Source organism: Roseateles sp. GW821-FHT09G09, assembly GCF_059415965.1.
Window position 1 is genome coordinate 25085 of sequence record NZ_JBWKOG010000013.1, and the last position, 16677, is coordinate 41761.

At 69.1% G+C, this 16677-nt stretch carries 13 protein-coding genes; 8 read left to right on the top strand and 5 right to left on the bottom strand.

What is annotated here, in order from left to right; translation table 11 throughout:
* Positions 1-7 precede the first annotated feature (7 nt).
* From glgX to AC07O8_RS25730, 4 genes are all read left to right on the top strand, one after another.
* A complete protein-coding gene (gene glgX / locus AC07O8_RS25715; protein WP_495050771.1) occupies positions 8-2236 on the top strand; it encodes a glycogen debranching protein GlgX in 2229 nt (742 codons plus the stop codon).
* Positions 2237-2267: 31 nt separating this feature from the next.
* A complete protein-coding gene (gene malQ / locus AC07O8_RS25720; protein WP_495050772.1) occupies positions 2268-3791 on the top strand; it encodes a 4-alpha-glucanotransferase in 1524 nt (507 codons plus the stop codon).
* A gap of 156 nt (positions 3792-3947) precedes the next feature.
* Positions 3948-5150 carry a cation:proton antiporter gene (locus AC07O8_RS25725; RefSeq protein WP_495050773.1) on the top strand — a complete coding sequence of 401 codons (1203 nt, stop codon included), beginning with the start codon at positions 3948-3950 and terminating at the stop codon, positions 5148-5150.
* A gap of 58 nt (positions 5151-5208) precedes the next feature.
* Positions 5209-5619 carry a VOC family protein gene (locus tag AC07O8_RS25730; RefSeq protein ID WP_495050774.1) on the top strand — a complete coding sequence of 137 codons (411 nt, stop codon included), beginning with the start codon at positions 5209-5211 and terminating at the stop codon, positions 5617-5619.
* 50 nt (positions 5620-5669) lie between these two features.
* On the opposite strand, the gene AC07O8_RS25735 is transcribed toward AC07O8_RS25730, so the two are convergent.
* The 5 genes from AC07O8_RS25735 to aat all read right to left on the bottom strand — a co-directional run bounded on the left by AC07O8_RS25735 (position 5670) and on the right by aat (position 13382).
* Positions 5670-6179, bottom strand: a complete 510-nt coding sequence (locus AC07O8_RS25735; protein ID WP_495050775.1) for a hypothetical protein — start codon at positions 6177-6179, stop codon at positions 5670-5672.
* Between the two features lie 262 nt (positions 6180-6441).
* Positions 6442-8484, bottom strand: coding sequence for a glycosyl hydrolase family 18 protein (locus AC07O8_RS25740; protein ID WP_495050776.1), 2043 nt, complete (start codon positions 8482-8484; stop codon positions 6442-6444).
* A 63-nt stretch (positions 8485-8547) separates the two neighbouring features.
* Positions 8548-11184 carry a chitinase C-terminal domain-containing protein gene (locus tag AC07O8_RS25745; protein ID WP_495050777.1) on the bottom strand — a complete coding sequence of 879 codons (2637 nt, stop codon included), beginning with the start codon at positions 11182-11184 and terminating at the stop codon, positions 8548-8550.
* Positions 11185-11867: 683 nt separating this feature from the next.
* Entirely contained in the window at positions 11868-12593 is a 726-nt protein-coding gene (locus AC07O8_RS25750; protein WP_088405548.1) for an arginyltransferase, read from the bottom strand.
* An 18-nt stretch (positions 12594-12611) separates the two neighbouring features.
* Positions 12612-13382, bottom strand: coding sequence for a leucyl/phenylalanyl-tRNA--protein transferase (gene aat, locus AC07O8_RS25755; RefSeq protein ID WP_495050841.1), 771 nt, complete (start codon positions 13380-13382; stop codon positions 12612-12614).
* 57 nt (positions 13383-13439) lie between these two features.
* Here aat and AC07O8_RS25760 point away from each other — a divergent pair, with 57 nt between their 5' ends.
* The 4 genes from AC07O8_RS25760 (at position 13440) to AC07O8_RS25775 (ending at position 16476) form a co-directional block, all read left to right on the top strand.
* Positions 13440-13796: an ArsC family reductase gene (locus AC07O8_RS25760; protein ID WP_495050778.1), complete on the top strand. Its 357-nt coding sequence runs from the start codon at positions 13440-13442 to the stop codon at positions 13794-13796.
* A 13-nt stretch (positions 13797-13809) separates the two neighbouring features.
* Positions 13810-14496 carry a riboflavin synthase subunit alpha gene (locus AC07O8_RS25765; protein ID WP_495050779.1) on the top strand — a complete coding sequence of 229 codons (687 nt, stop codon included), beginning with the start codon at positions 13810-13812 and terminating at the stop codon, positions 14494-14496.
* A 486-nt stretch (positions 14497-14982) separates the two neighbouring features.
* Positions 14983-15369: a hypothetical protein gene (locus AC07O8_RS25770; protein ID WP_495050780.1), complete on the top strand. Its 387-nt coding sequence runs from the start codon at positions 14983-14985 to the stop codon at positions 15367-15369.
* A gap of 138 nt (positions 15370-15507) precedes the next feature.
* On the top strand, positions 15508-16476 hold the full coding sequence (locus AC07O8_RS25775) for a CsgG/HfaB family protein (protein WP_495050781.1): 969 nt from the start codon (positions 15508-15510) through the stop codon (positions 16474-16476).
* Positions 16477-16677 lie beyond the last annotated feature (201 nt).

A 16677-nucleotide genomic window follows, 5' to 3' on the forward strand; every position in this document is an offset into this window, starting at 1 on the left:
GTTTCGAATGAGCGCTCCTTCCGACCTGTCCGCATCGCCGAATGATTCGCAGAGCGCATCCCCCGTCGCCTTGTCGGCGGCGGCACGGGCACTGATGCCCGGCCGCCATGAGCCGCTGGGCGCCACCGTCCGCGACGGCGGCGTCAACTTCGCAGTGTTCTCGGCGCACGCGACCCGCGTCGAGGTGTGCCTGTATGACGACGCCGGCACCACCGAACTGGCGCGCCACGCGCTGCACGGCCCCGTCGACGGCGTGTGGACCGGCTTCCTGCCCGGTGCGAAGGCGGGGCAGCTCTACGGCCTGCGCGCGCACGGCCCGCATGCGCCGCGCGAGGGCCATCGCTTCAACGCCGGCAAGCTGCTGCTGGACCCGTACGCCCGCGAGATCGTCGGCGAGTTCCGCAACCTGCCCGAGGACCACGCTTATCCCTTCGGACACCCCGACGGGCCCATGGCACTGGACGAGCGCGACAACGGCGCCACCGCGCTGAAGGCGCGTGTCGCCGCGGCGCCCGCCGGCCCGAGTCCGCGTGCCAACGCGCCTCGCCATGCGCCGCAGGACGTGGTGCTCTACGAAGTCCATGTGAAGGGCTTCTCGATGCGCCATCCGCAGATCCCGCAGGCGCTGCGCGGCAGCTACGCCGCGCTCGCGCATCCGGCGGCCATCGCGCACTTCAAACGGCTGGGCGTGACCACGCTGTCGCTGCTGCCGGTGCAGTTCGCCGTCGACGAGCCGCACCTCTTCGGCACCGGCCTGCGCAACTACTGGGGCTACAACACGCTGGGCTTCTTCGCGCCGGATCCGCGGCTCGCGTCCGCCGCCGCGCGCGACGATCCGGCCGCGGTCGCCGCGGAGTTCCGCGCGATGGTCCGGACCCTGCACGACGCCGGGCTCGAGGTGGTGCTCGACGTGGTCTACAACCACACGCCCGAGGGCAACGAATGGGGCCCGACGCTGTCCTTGCGCGGGCTCGACCAGAAGAGCTACTACCGCCTGCAGGCCGACGATCCCTCGCGGATGGAGAACCTCACCGCCTGCGGCAACACCGTCAACGTCGAGCATCCGCGCGTGGCGCAGCTGGTGCTGGACTCGCTGCGCTTCTGGGTCGGCGACATGGGCGTGGACGGCTTCCGCTTCGACCTCGCGCCGGTGCTCGGGCGCACGGCCGCGGGGCACGATCCGCAGGCGGCGTTCTACACGGCGCTGCGGCAGGATCCGCTGCTGTCGCAGGTGCACCTGATCGCCGAGCCCTGGGACGCCGGTCCGGACGGTTATCAGCTCGGACGATTCCCCGGCCGCTTCATGGAGTGGAACGACAAGTTCCGCGACGGCGCGCGCGGGTTCTGGCTCGGCCACGGACCGGACGGCAAGGCCGTCACGCGGGGCGAGTTCGCGCGGCGCTTCGGCGCGTCCAGCGATGTCTTCCATCCGACGGGACCGTGCGGTGAGCCGGGACAGCGCTCGCCGCTCGCCTCGATCAACTTCCTGGCGGTGCACGACGGCTACACGCTGAACGACCTCGTCAGCCACGGCCGCAAGCACAACGAGGCCAACGGCGAAGACAACCGCGACGGCCGCGACGGCGAGCTGTGCGGCAACTTCGGCGTCGAAGGGCCGACCGACGATCCCGCCATCCGCGACGCCCGTGAGCGCGCGCGGCGCGCGATGCTCGCGACGCTGCTGCTGTCGCAAGGCACGCCGATGCTGTACGCGGGCGACGAGTTCGGCAACGGCCAGGGCGGCAACAACAACGCGTACTGCCAGGACAACGAGATCGGCTGGCTCGACTGGCCGGACGCCGACGACACGCTCATCGCCTTCACCGCCGAGCTGGCGCGGCTGCGGCGGGCGCATCCGGTGCTGCGTCATGCCGAGTGGTTCGCCGTGGCGGGCCGCGCGCCTGAAACCGGATCGGCTGGATCGGCGCCGGGCGCGAGCACGCTGCGCTGGTTCCATCCCGACGGGCATGAGATGCGCGAGCACAACTGGTGCGACGACCGACAATTCGCCTTGACCGCGCTGTTGAGCGACAGCCGCGAACAGCTGCTGCTGATCGTCAACCCCGCGGCGACGCCGACCCGCGTCGCGTTGCCCGCGGCAGGCGAGGGTGTCGGGCCCTGGCGCCTGCTGATCGACAGCAGCGGCGAACTCGCCCCGGCGCCGTTGAGCGAGGATGCGCTCAACGCGCCGGCGCGTTGCCTGCTGCTGTGCATCGCAGCGCCCTCGCTGTCCTGATACTTCGAATACTGACCCCTCGAGCGACACCATGACGATCGATCTCAACAAGCGCCAATCCGGCGTGCTGCTGCACATCACCTCGCTGCCCGGTCCCCACGGCGCCGGCGATTTCGGCCCCGAGGCCTTCCACTTCGTCGACTGGCTGCAATCGGCCGGCCAAGCCATCTGGCAGTGGTTGCCGAGCACGCCGATCGGCCCCGGCGAGAGTCCTTACCAAGGCGTGTCGGCCTTCGCCGGCAATCCGTGGATGGTGGCGTTCGAGCCGCTGGTGGAGAAGGGCTGGCTCGCGGCGCCGGTGCTGCCGGAAGGCGGCTTCGATGCGAAGCGCGTCGAGTACGCGAAGGTCCTCCCGTGGCGCGAACAGCAGCTGCGCGCCGCCGCGGCCGGTTTCTTCGCGAAGGCGTCGGCGACGGACCGCGCCGCCTACGAACTCTGGTGCGAATCCCAACGGGACTGGCTGCCGGACTACGCGCTGTTCATGGCGGTGCGTTCGTCGCGCAACGGCCAGGCGTGGTGGGAGTGGCCGCGTGACCTGGCCGCCCGCGAGCCGCACGCGCTGGTCGCCGCGCGCGAGCAGTACGCCGACGAGGTCGGCTTCTGGCAGTTCGTGCAATGGAACTTCGACGTCCAGGTCGGCGCGCTGAAGACCTACGCGAATGCACGCGGCGTCCACATCATGGGCGACCTGCCGATCTTCGTCGCGCACGACAGCGCCGACTGCTGGGCACGGCCCGACCTCTACGAGTTCGACGAGAACTTCCAGACCACCGTCGTCGCCGGCGTGCCGCCGGACGCGATGGCGGCCACCGGCCAGCGCTGGGGCAATCCGATGTACCGCTGGGACAAGATGGCCCACGAGCACTTCGCCTGGTGGACCGCGCGGGTGAAGCGCATGCTGAGCTCGGCCGACGTGTTCCGCATCGACCACTTCCGCGGCTTCGCGGCCTATTACGAGATCCCCGCTGACAGCCCCGACGCCACGCGCGGCGTCTGGAAGACCGGCCCGGGCAAGGCGCTGTTCGACGCGATCGCCAAGTCGCTGGGCACGCTGCCCATCGTCGCCGAGGACCTGGGCTTCATCACGCCCGACGTGCACGAGCTGCGCAACGCGCTCGCGTACCCCGGCATGAAGATCCTGCAGTTCGGCTTCGGCGGCGACGGCGGGCACGAGTTCCTGCCGCACAACTGGCCGCGCGCGGCCGTCTGCTACACCGGCACGCACGACAACGACACGGTGCGCGGCTGGTGGAACCAGGCCAGCGCCCACGAGCGCGCCTATGCCGCCGCCTACCTGCCCGCCGATGACCACGACCTCCACTGGGCCATGATCCGCGCCTGCGCGAACTCGGTGGCCAACGTGGCGGTCTATCCGCTGCAGGACGTGCTCGGCCTGGGCAGCGAGCACCGGATGAACATCCCCGGCGTGCTCGGCGGCAATTGGGAATGGCGCTTCACCTGGGACATGGTCGGCGCCGAGCCGGGCCGCGTGCTGGGCCTGATCGCCGCGACCAGCGGGAGAGCCCCTATTGCCGGCGCCGGACTGCCGCAGTGAAATTCACTGAAACCGCTTTCATAAAAGCATAGGGAAAGCGAGGGCGGTGATTGCGGGGGCTTGCCCCCCACAATCGGAATCCCGAGAGACAACGTTGTCATCGATCGGCCGGGCGCCTGGGCGCACCGGACGGCGGGCAGCGCAGCGGAGCCGCCCATGAGCACCACCGAGATCTTCCTGATCGCCATGGCGATCATCTTCACCGTCCCCTACCTGGTCTGGCGACTGGGGGGCACGGACTACTTCGCCCCGCTGGTCGTGGTGCAGATCATCACCGGCATCCTGCTCGGTCCGGGCGTGCTGGGCCGGGCCTTCCCCGAGTACTACCAGTTCGTCTTCAACCCCTCGGTCGTGCAGTCGCTCAACGGCGTGGCCTGGTGGGCGGTGATGATCTTCGTGTGGATCGCCGGCATCGAGCTCGACCTGAAGAAGGCCTGGGCCCTTCGCGTGGAGAGCGGCATCACCGCCGGACTCGCGCTGGGCGTGCCGATGGTGTTCGGGTCGGCGGCGGCGATGGTGCTGCTGGGGATGGGATCGCAGTGGATGGGCCCGCAGGCGCGGACGTGGCAGTTCGTCGTCGGGGTCGGCATGGCCTGCGCGGTGACGGCGCTGCCCATCCTGATCCTGCTGATGGAGAAGCTGGAGATCCTGCGCCAGCCGATCGGCCAACGCATCCTCCGTTACGCCAGCCTGGACGACATCCTGATCTGGGGCGTGCTGGCGGTGATCCTGATGGACTGGTCGCGGGTGGGCAAGCAGGGGCTGTTCCTGGCCGCGTTCGCCGTGGCGACGGTGCTCTTCCGGCGCCTGATGCGCGCGATTCCCGCGCGGGACCGCTGGTACGTGGGCCTGATCTGGCTGGCGGTCATCGCGTTCGGCGCCGACTGGTCGGGGCTGCACTACATGGTCGGGGCCTTCCTGGCCGGTGTCGTGATGGATGCGGAATGGTTCGAGCAGCAGCAGATGGACGCGCTGCGCCATCACGTGCTGCTGGTGATCATGCCGGTCTTCTTCCTCAGCACGGGCCTGCGGACGCAATGGGGACTGGAGGGCGGCATGGTGTTCGCCGCGGCCGCGCTGCTGCTGGCGGCGTCGGTGAGCGGCAAGCTGCTGGGCACGCACATGGCCGGACGCCTCCTGCGATGGGCGCCCGGCGAGGCCGGCATCATCGGCTGGCTGCTGCAAACCAAGGCGCTCATCATGATCATCTTCGCCAACGTCCTGCTGGACAAGCAGATCATCACCAGCGAGACCTTCACCGCGCTGCTGCTGATGGCGGTGGGCTCCACGATGCTGACGGTGCCGGTGGTGGCGCCGCGGCTGGCGCGGATCAGGGAACTGGTGTTCCGCGCCAGTTGAGGGCCGGCCGCGGGGAGGCAGGCAGAATCCCGGCGTTGTCGTCCGACGGGAGCCTGCCTTGATCGATCACCTCGACCACCTGGTCCTCACCACCGCCGACGAGGCGGCGTGCATCCGCTTCTACACCGAGGTGCTGGGCATGCGCCTGGAGAGCTTCGTGGGCGGGACGCCGCCGGTGACGCGCCAGGCCTTTCTCTTCGGCCGGCAGAAGATCAACCTGCATGTGAAGGGCCGGGAGTTCGAGCCCAAGGCGCACACGCCGGTGCCCGGCGCGCTGGACCTGTGCTTCATCGCGGCCATCCCGCTGGATCAGGTGATCGACCGATTGAACGCGCTGCAGGTCGCCATCGTCGAAGGGCCGGTGATGCGTACCGGGGCGACGGGCAAGATCCGCTCGGTCTACGTGCGCGACCCCGACCTCAACCTCATCGAAATATCCGAACCCGCGGAACCTGCGGGGCGCGCCTGACGCGCGTCAGCGGGCCGGCATCGAGCCAGCATCGAGCCAGCATCGGCGTGTCATCGCGCCAGCATCGCCGCGTGCGCCAGCGTCGGCATGTGCGTCAGCATCGCGACCGGCGGCACGATCGCGGCCTGGGCGGCCGCGCTGACCATGACGGCGGCCGTCGCGGACCACGGCAGACCGACGCGGGCCTCGGACAGCAGGCGGGTCGGCGCCTCCATCGCATGGGGCACGATGCTGAGGCACTCATCGGCGCGGGCCAGCGCGATCTCCTGCGCCGACATGCCCACGAAGACATGCGCGAAGCCTTGCTCGATGGCGTCGAGCGCGGCCTCCGTGGCGCGACGCCAGCGCTTCACCGCGGCGACGTCGGCCCGGGACGCCGATTCAGGCACCGACCAGCGTGGATCCCCGCCCGTCACCGCCCCCGCGGCGTTGAACGCGTCCACCACGCCCGCGGGACCGCCCAGGCGGGCGTCCAGCACCTGCATGGCGATGAGGCAGGCCAGCTCGCGCTGGTGGTAGGGGACCATGACTCGTTCCAGGATGACTTCGTAGCGGCGCATGACGGGTACCTCGGTGGCTCGACGACTGAATGGGAAGTTGAGAATACTGGATGAACGTACAGTATTCAATCGCGATCCTGGGGGTAGCTGCCACGGCCTGGCAGGAGGGCCGCCGGAGGGCCCGCCGGCGGGAAGCGGGATGAAAATGAGCCCCCGCACGGAGGACCGCGCGGGGGCTCGTGACCCCTCTCAGGGGGCGGCTGACACCGCCTCCGAGGGGGCTGACCGGCTTCAGGCCTTACTTCAAGCCTTACTTCAAGCCTTACTTCAGGCCGGCGCCCATCGCCTTGGACAGCGAGGCCGTCGGATCGTCACCCGAGAACTCCCAGAAGAACGCGCCGCCGAAGCCCTTGGACTTCACGTAGGCCATCTTGATGGCGATCGTGGCCGGCGTGTCGAAGCTCCAGAAGGTCGAGCCGTTGTAGATCCACTGCGCCTTGCTGACGTCGTCGATCCGGCTGGTGTAACCCTGCAGGTTCTTCAGGACCTTGTAGTCCTCGTTGCCCGCCTCGTAGGTGCCCGGGGCCGGCGTGCCGGTCTGGTACAGCCCGTTGTTGACGTTGGGGACGTTGGTCCAGCCGCGGCCGTAGAAGCCGATGCCGACGTTCAGCTTCGAGGCCGGGACGCCCTTGTCCAGGAAGGCCTGCATCGCGTCGTTGGTGTTGTACTTCTTCACGTCGCCGGTGGACGGGTCGTTCGCCGGCGCGTACAGCGCCGAGTGGAACCCGGTGATGGTGTCCCAGCCGCCGTGGAAGTCGTACGTCATCACGTTGATGAAGTTCAGGTACGGATGGATCTGGTCCGGGTCATAGGCCCGCACCTTGTCCACGCCCGCGCCCGACGCGATCGACAGCAGCAGGCCCGGACGCACCGCGTCGAGCTGCTTGCGGAACTCGGCCAGCAGGCCGGTGAAGTTCGCGCGATCCTCGGCCGTGCCGCAGGCCAGGCCGCAGGCGTTCGGGTACTCCCAGTCGAGGTCGATGCCGTCGAACACGCCGGCCGCCGCGCCCGGGCCGCCCGCGCCGTCGCTCACCGGCACATTGCCCTTGATGTAGGCGTCCACGCAGCTCTTGACGAAGTTCACCCGGTTCTCGGGACGCGCCGCGCTCGAGAAGCCGCGCGACCAGGTCCAGCCGCCCAGCGAGATCAGCACCTTGATCTTGGGGTACTTGGCCTTGAGCTTCTTGAGCTGGTTCCAGCTGCCGCGCAGCGGCTGGTCCCAGGTGTCGGCCACGCCGTCGACGCTCAGGTCGGCGCCGTAGGACTTGCCGTAGTCGGCGAACGCGTCGCCGCCCTCACCGGTGGACTCGTTGCTCGGGATGATCTTGCCGACTTCGCAGACGTTGTTGCGCACGTTGCCGAACGCATAGTTGATGTGCGTCAGGTTGGCCGCCGAACCGCTGGTGTCGATGTTCTTCACGTGGTAGTTGCGGCCGTAGATGCCCCACTGCGCGAAGTAGCCCAGCAGCACCTTGTCGCCGGCGGTCTGCGTGTCGGTCTTGACCGTGATCGGCGCCGACGGTTGCGAGGAACCGGCCTGGTTGAAAGCCGAGACCGTGAAGGTATAGCTCGTGTTGGCCGTCAGGTTGGTGACGCTGGCGCTGGTGGCCGCGCCCTGCGCGACCTGCGTCGCGCCCTGGTTGACGCGGTACTGGACCGTGCAGTTCGGGCCGGCGGCGACGGCGTTCCAGGCCAGGTTGACGCTGGTGGCGCTCTTGGACGGCGAGCTCAGGCCCGAGGGCGTGGCCGGCGCGGACGCGCAGGTGCCGTTGCTGGCGGTGCTGGTCAGCAGCGTGCTGCTCAGCCCGGAGACGTTGCCCGCCTTGTCCTTCGCGCGGACCTGGTAGCTGTACGCGGTGCCGGCCGAGAGGCCGCTGTCCGTGTAGCTGGTCGCCGTCGGCGAGGCGATCAGCAAGCCGCCGCGCAGCAGCTCGTAGTTGTTGACGCCGCTGCCCGCGTCGGTGGAGGCGCCCCAGCTCAGCGTGATGCTGCTGCTGGTGATGCCGCTGGAGCTCAGGCCCGAGGGCACGGTCGGCGGCGTGGTGTCGGTGCCGCCGCCGGTGCAGGCGCCCAGCGACTTCCACACGTCCCATTGGCCGGAATGGGTGGCGGGCGCTTCGTTCTGCGTCCACCACTTCGCCTGGTAGGCGACGTTGTTCTGCTTGGCGAAGCTGTTGGAGGTGCCGGTGTAGGTGGCGGACGCCGACCATTCGGGCACGTTGGTGCAGTCGTAGGCGTGCGCGGTGCCCGCGGCCATCGCTGCGGCCAGGGCGATTCCGCCGAGGCGGACCATCTGTCTCTTCATGTCGAACTCCTGTGGGTCAAAGGGTGGTGGTGGGGAGGTCCGGGAGGCCGGCGCCGATGTCGTTCATCGCGCGGCCGAAGTCTTCGCGGCGGTCTTGGCCGCCGCCGCCGCAGTTGCCGCAGTTGCCGCGGCCGGCACCGCGCCGCGCCGCGCTTCCTGCGCCAGCGCGTAGCTGCGGCCGTTGACGGTGACGGTCCAGTTGCTGGGCATCGTCGACGGCAGGAAGTAGTTGATCGTCAGCGTCACGCTGGCGCCGGGGGCCAGGCTTTGCCACGACGGCAGCTTGAAGCTGGCGCGGTGGAAGTCGTTCTTCAGTCCGCCGACGTTGTTGCCCGCGGGGTTGGAACCGTTGCTGATCACGGTGAGCCCGAAGCCGCTCTGGTCCGTCACCGTCGCCGGAATCGCGGTGGGAACGTCGAACTGGAACTCCGTGCCGCCGGGCAGCGTCGTCGTGCTGTTGTTGGTCAGCGTGAGCTTGGGCGTGATGGGGTAGTTGCTGTCGCCCAGCGCGAAGCTGCCCAGCGCATAGCCGATGTCCAGCGTCTCCGCCGGCAGCGCCGCCGAAGTGAGGCGGTTGCCGTAGGCCGGCGCGGTCTTGAGCTTGTTGTAGAGCGTGGTCGTCAGCGTGTTGCCGATGAAGTACTCGTTGCGGGCGGTGTCGAAGGCGTAGTCGCCGGCGAACTCCCAGAACATCACGCCGCCGATGCCGCGATCGGCCACGTACTGCGCCTTCACGCCCAGCGACTGGTCGTCCTCGGTGCTGATGAAGACCTTCTTCTGCGCGTTCCACAGCCACGGCGAGACCAGGGTCGCGTCGTAGTTGCGGACGTAGGTGCCGGTCAGCTGGTCGGCGGGATTCGTCGCCGGATTCAGGCCGTAGGCCGCGAGGTAGCTGCCCGGGCGTCCGGAGGCGAGGTTCATCGCATGCCACATCGGGTTGGAGCCGGCGGGCACTTCCTTGTCGGAGACGTCCAGGTCGTGCCAGAGGTTGTCGATGCCGACGGCGCCGTTGCCGCACTTCTGCACGGTGCCGCCGCCGGTGCCGGCGGGGCACTTGCTCTGGTCGGGCAACGCCGCCTGGCCCCACAGGCCGTTGGTGCCACCGGTCACGCCCTGCCAGCCGCGGGTGTAGTACGGCACGCCGATGTTGATGCGGCCTGCCGGCATCGCGCCGCGGAAGTAGTGGTACGCCCAGTCGGTGTTGAGGTAGCCGATGCGCGCGTACTGCGTGGCGCTGTAGTAGCTCCACGCGGTGAGCTCGGCGTCCTTGCCGTCGTCGTACAGCGCCGCGTTCGGGCCGACGAACTGGTTCCACGCCCCGTGCAGGTCGTAGCTCATGATGTTCACGTAGTCCAGGTACTGAGTGACCTGGAAGGCCTCCATCCCGCGCAGCAGGTAGGCGGAGGAGGGCGCCGCGATCGTGAGCAGGTAGTGGCGCTGGTCGGACTGGCTGGCCGCGTCGAGCTTCGCGCGCAAGGTGCGCATCAGCACGACGTAGTTCTTCATCAGCGCGCCGCGTCGCGCGTTGCTGATGGCGAAGTCCACCGGGTTGCCGGCGTTGTTCATGCTGGTCGGGTACTCGTAGTCGATGTCGACGCCGTCGAACCCGTACTGCCGCAGGAAGGCCACCGCCGAGTCCGCGAACGCGGTGATGCCGGCCGTGTTGGTCGAGCCGTCCGCGTTGGTCGTCATCGTGTAGAAGCCGCCCGTCTCGGCCCAGCCGCCGACCGAGATCAGCGTCTTGACGGTGGGGTACTGCTTCTTGAACTTGTTGAGCAGGTTGAAGTGGCCCTTGTAGGCGTAGGCCGGGTCCATCTCCGCGCCGGCGACGCCGGGCCAGGTGAGGCCGGTGGCGGGGTTGGCCGCGTCGGCGGTGTTGCCGACCGAGAGCTTGTTGGCCGCGTCCACATGCGCGAACGCGTAGTTGATGTGCGTGACCTGACCCCACGGGATCTGGTGCGCGAGGAAGGCCGGCTGGCCGGTCTTGCCGGTGCGCCAGCTGGTGAAGTAGCCGATGATGCGGCGCGGCTTGTCGGCGCCCATCTTCTCGCGGCCCTGGTCGTCGTAGACCTTGCAGTAGGCGGGCGCGGTGCCGGCGGTGGTGGTCAGGCCCTCGGGCCGGCAGCGCTCGTCGCCGGTGACCTGGCCCTGCACGGTGATGCGCACGGCGGCGCTCTCGGTGGTCGCGCCCTTGTCGTCGGTGGCGCGGGCAGTGATGTCGGCCACGCCGGCCCGTGCGGTCCACGCGATGCTGAACGGCGCGGTGGTGTCCTCGGCGACCAGCGCGCCGTTGACGTAGAAGCCGACCTTCGCGACGGTGCCGTCGCTGTCGGCGGCGGTCGCGGCCAGGGTGACCGTGTCGCCCGCGGTGGGCGAGGCGCCCGCGCCGGGCGAACTCAGCGCGACCGTCGGCGGCTTGTTCGTGCCGCCACCGCCCCCGCCGTCACAGGCGCCCAGCACCTTCCACACGTCCCACTGGCCGGCGTTCGTCGCCGGCGGGTTGTTCTGCGTCCACCACTTCGCCTGGTAGGCGGTGCTGGTCTGCTTGACGATCGCATTGCCGCCGTACGCGGTGGCGGCGTTCCACTCGGCGACGCCGGTGCAGTCGTAGGCCATCGCGGAGCTGCCGGCGAAGGCCAGCAGCATCGGCATCAGCCACGGCAGCATCGGGTGGGGTCGGGCGCAGGGACGTTGTCTCATCGGGGGGGCTCCTGACGGGTTGTCGTGTGTTGTCGTGCGGGGTCGTTGTGTTCGGGAACTGAGGGGACTGCGGGAACGACGCGGGATGAGCGCCGCCGCGCCGGGCGACTGCGGAGGCAGCGCGGCGGGAACGGTCGGGGCTCGGGAAGAAAAAGCGCCGGTCGGTTCAACCGGCGAAGGCGGCGGCCGCTCGGGCTCGGCCGCCGGGACCGGCTCGGACGGTCGTCAGGCCGGCCACTCGGGGGCAGCGGGGCGGATCAGCGGCGCCGCGGCCGGGGTGGGCCCGGTGGCGCGGACGCTGGTGCGGATGGCAGTGCGGTCGGCGGTACGGAAAAAGGCGCGTGCAGACATGGCAGTCACTCCCTGGCTTGTCGACGTGCGGTCCGCGGGTCAAACCCGGCGGACGGCGTGCGGTGTGCAACCGCGGCGTCTAGGAGACCAATACCGCTGCTGATCTCATAGTGGTATGCAATGTAGATACCACTAGCATCCATATCATTCAGGTTAACCCGCAGGAGCCGCGTAACGTGTCGTAATTGTGTCGTCAATGACGTGTAGGGACGTCAATTGGTGCAAATGGCAGGGAAAACCGGTACGACCGGTGAGCGGGTGCGTAAAAACCAGTGTGGGACCAATTCTTGCCGCGCGGTCTCCCGACCGCGGCGGCGTTCAGCGTTCAGCGCTCAGCGCTCGACGCGCGACCAGTGCCCGTCGCGCAGCAGTTCGTGCGGCAGGAAGCGGGCCTTGTAGGCCATCTTGTCGCTCTGCGCGATCCAGTAGCCCAGGTAGAGGTGCGGCAGGCTCAGGTCGCGGGTCTGGCGCAGCTGCCACAGCACGTTGTAGGTGCCGTAGCTGACGTTGGCCTCGGGCTCGTAGAAGGTGTAGACCGCCGACAGCCCGTCGCCCAGGATGTCCAGGATGGAGACCATCTTCAGCGCGCCGTCGGGCTCGCGGAACTCCACCAGCCGCGAGTTCACCCGGCTCTGCAGCAGGAACTGCGTGTACTGGTCGACGCTGTCGTGGTCCATGCCGCCGCCGCTGTGTCTGCCCGCCTGGTAGCGCAGGTAGAGCTGGTAATGCTCGTCGCTGTAGCCCAGCCGCATGACGCGGGCCTGCAGCGCCTGGTGCTGCGTCCAGGCGCGGCGCTGGCTGCGGTTGGGGTGGAAGTCCGCCACCGGGATGCGCATCGGCACGCAGGCCTTGCAGCCGTCGCAGTAGGGGCGGTAAGTGAACATGCCGCTGCGCCGGAAGCCGGCGGCCACCAGGCTCGAATACGCGTCGGCGTGGATCAGATGGCTGGGCGTGGCGACCTGCGACCGCGCCTGGCGGTCGCTGAGGTAGCTGCAGGGGTAGGGCGCAGTCGCATAGAACTGCAGCTCGGCCAGCGGGAGTTCCTTGGGGTGCGTCACGGGCGGGGACTCTGGGGCTCAGGGCGGGTCGTTCAGCGGGGCGCTCAAGGCATCGGTCAAGCCCAGGTGGGCCCACAGGCGACGATGATAGGTCCAATCCCCCGGTGGAGGCAGGCCGGTGTGCGCGGCGAGGTGCGCCTCGAACGCGTCGCGCGCGACCGGCGCCGCGCCCAGCGAGGCGAGGTGCGCCGTCTGCTGCTGGCAGTCGATCCAGGGGATGTCGAACTCCCGGCACAGGCAGATCAACGCGGCCAGCGCGATCTTGGAGGCATCGGTCCTGCGCATGAACATCGACTCGCCGAAGAACATGCGGCCGAGGTTGACGCCGTACAGCCCGCCGGCGAGTTCGCCGTCCATCCAGGTCTCGACCGAATGCACCGTCCCCTCGCGCGCGAGCCGCAGGTAGGCCTGCTGCATCTCGGGCACGATCCAGGTGCCGTCCTGGCCCTCGCGCGAGGTGCTGGCGCAGGCCTTGAGCACGGTCTCGGCGGCATGGTCGACGCGGATCTCGCAACCCGGGGTGCGGATGAACTTCGCCACCGTCTTGCGCAGCGAGCGGGAGAGCTTGAAGTCCGCCGTCCGCAGGACCATGCGCGGGTCGGTGGTCCACCAGAGGATGGGCTGGCCTTCCCCATACCAGGGGAAGATCCCCCGCGCATAGGCCGCGCGCAGGCGGGCGGGTCTCAGGTCGCCGCCGGCCGCGAGCAGTCCCGGAGCGTCGCTGCGCGGCCCCAGCGCGCCGCGGGTCGGCGGGAAGTCCAGAGAGTCATCGTCGAGCCAGGGGATCATCCGCTTCATGGTAGCGTGCCGCCTTCCTTCCACGCCCGCTGGCGCCCCCTCGTTCCCATGATCACCCTCTACGGCATCCCCAACTGCGACACCGTGAAGCGCGCCCGCGCCTGGCTCGACGAGCAGGGCCTCGCGTACCAGTTCCACGACTACAAGAAGCAGGGCGTGCCCGCGGCCCGACTGCCGCAGTGGATGGCCGAACTGGGATGGGACAAGGTGCTGAACCGCGCCGGCACGACCTGGCGCAAGCTGGACGACGGCGCCAAGGCCGGCGTCACCGATGCGGCCAGCGCCGCCGCGCTGATGGTGGAGCAGCCCAGCGTGATCAAGCGCCCGGTCGTCGAATGGGACGACGGTCGTCTCAGCCTGGGGTTCTCGCCCGAGCTGTTCGCGTCGCACGCGGCAACGCGCTGATCGGAGGCCCGCCATGTTCACCGGCATCGTTCAAGGCATCGCGCAGGTCGCCGCCATCACCGACAAGGAGGGGCTGCGCAGCTTCACCCTCGACTTCCCCGAGGGCTTCTGCCAGGACCTGGAGATCGGCGCGTCCGTCGCCTGCGACGGCGTGTGCCTGACGGTGACCGCCCTGAAGGGGGATCACGGAGCGGACTTCGACGTGATGCTGCAAAGCCTGAACCTGACGGCGCTGGGGCAGCTCGGCGTCGGCGGCCGGCTCAACGTCGAGCGCGCCGCGAAGGAGGGTGCCGAGATCGGCGGCCATCCGCTGTCGGGCCACGTCGACTTCATGGCGACGGTGGAAGCAATCCGCCGCCCCGCCAACAACCACGTGATCCGCATCGCCGTTCCGGCGCCGTGGATGCGCTACATCTTCGCCAAGGGCTACATCGCCGTGAACGGCGCCAGCCTGACGGTGGCCGAGGCCGGCCGCCACGCCGACGGCTCGGGCTGGTTCGAGGTCTGGCTGATCCCCGAGACACTGCGCATGACGACCTTCGCCGACAAGGGCGAGGGCGCGTCGCTGCACATCGAGATCGAACGCCAGACACAGGTGATGGTGGACACCGTCCGCGATGCCGTCGCCGAGAAGATCGGCGCGCTGATGCCGGCGCTGAAACTCTTCGCGCAGGAGCGGGGCCTGGACCTCGACGTCTAGCCGCCGACAAGGCCGGGATGAAGGGACGGGACGTAGGGACGCGACGAGGGCCGACGCATAGTCGAAGCCCCTGGATTCGCCATCCCTACAACACCAGATGACCTAAGTCATCGCCACGGCGAGTGGCGCCCGCGCGCCAACGCGTCGGGCTGACCGCGACGGGCGCGCCGACCGCGCCCCGCAACCCCCCGCAATCCCCCGCCGCGAGCGCCACGCCGATGGCATCGGCCTTCGCGCCGCTTCGCCGCAACCCGCGCCGATGCTCGCGATGCGGGGGACGGGTCTTGCCGTCCGGTGTCCGACAGCCCCGGAACGTGCGGCCTGTGGAACAGGCAGGATGACGATGGTCATCGATCCGGGTTCACCCGTCCCGGTTCCGGGCAATCCACCACGATGGGGGCCTCGCTTTTTCAAAAGCGACGTCTAACAATCCGCGACATTCCTTTGAAATCGTTTGATTTCGGTACACAGGCAAGGGGAAAACGAATGATGGCCAGAGGCCTGATGGTTGCCGGATTGCTCGCCGCGTCGCTCGCGGCGGTCGCCCAGGTGCCCTACGTGTTCAGCTACAACCCGGGGCCGTCCCGCGGTACGAAATGGGTGGCCAAGGCCTCCAACGGCGACGCCGAAGGCGCAGCCTCGGTCGTCTCGTCGTCGCCGCGTCCGGTCTGGGCGCGGGTCTGCTACACCATCGGTCCCTCGGACTCCACCGTGTCCGTCTACGCGCAGACCCGCAACGAAGAGGCGCGCGCGTTCGAGATCGCCTGGGGCGGCTGCAGCGATGTCTTCGGCACCAGCATCTGGATCGGCAATCCGCATGGCCAGCCGGTCGGCGGCTATTACGGCGTCGCGCCGGCCACGCCCCTGGACTGACCGTCGCCGCCCAGCGCTTGATTTCCCTGGCGCCGTCCGGTCCGATCCGGTCGGAGCGCTTCCCTCGTCACCCGCGTCCTTGTCGTCGCTCGTTGTGAGACGTCGTTCCAGACGTCGTTAGAAAACCTGGAGGATTCCATGCTTGCCACCCTTCGCCTTGTTCCCCGCCTTGTTCCGTCGTCCAGCGCGGTGCTGAAGTCCGCCCTGATGCTGTCCCCGCTGTTGCTGGCCGGCTGCCTGGCCACCGCGCCGACGATGGGCGAGAACAAGGGCACCGTCTCCGGCGCCGCCGGCGGCGCGACCGCCGAGAACAAGAACAGCCAGCTCGAGCATTGCGACGAGACGCTGGGCACGCTGACGATCTTCGAGGACAACAACGCGCCGTGGTGGTCGCAGCTGCGCGAGCGCCAGCTGGGATCGACCGTGCCGGTGCTGCGCCTGATGGTGCAGCAGTCCAATTGCTTCGTGATCGTCGAGCGCGGCAAGGCCTTCGCCAACATGGAGCGCGAGCGCGCCCTGATGCAGTCGGGTGAAACGCGCGCCGGCAGCAACTTCGGCCAGGGCCAGATGGTCGCCGCCGACTACACGATGAGCCCCGAGATCCAGTTCTCCGGCAAGACCGGCGGCGGCGGCGGCGGCATCGGGACCGGCGCGATCGGCCTGTTGACCGCGGTGGCGGCCAACGTCAGCCAGAACGAGGCGTCGACGACGCTGCTGCTGGTCGACAACCGCTCCGGCGTGCAGATCTCGGCTGCGGAAGGCACGGCCAAGAACTTCGACTTCGGCTTCGGCGGCGCCAGCTTCTTCGGCAACGCCGCGATCGCCGGCGGCGCGTATGGCAAGACGCCGGCGGGCAAGGTCGTCGTCACGGCGTTTGCGGATTCGTACAACCAGATGGTGAAGGCGCTGCGCAACTACAAGGCGCAGCAGGTGAAGGGCGGCCTGGGCGCTGGCGGTCGGCTGGGTGTGTCGGGCGGTTCGACGGCGGCTTCCAAGGAAGTCGATCAGGCCGCGGCGCCTGCGAAGGCAGCGCCGAAGGCGGCCGCGAAGCCGGCGGCGAAGAAGCCTGCGACCACCACCACCACCACGCCGCCGGCGGGGAAGTGATCGTGCGTTGAGGGAGAGGGCGGGCGCGTCCGGGAGACCGCCCAACCCCGTGCGGCCAAGCGCGGGCTCTCCACGCAGCAGGGGGCATCCCTCCGGGAACCCCCTGCAGCATTCCGGCCCCACTCGCAGCCGCTGACGTCCTCCATCGTGAGGGCGTGGCGTGCGGGGTGGGGCTTTCGTTTGGCGGGTTTCTGCCTTTTC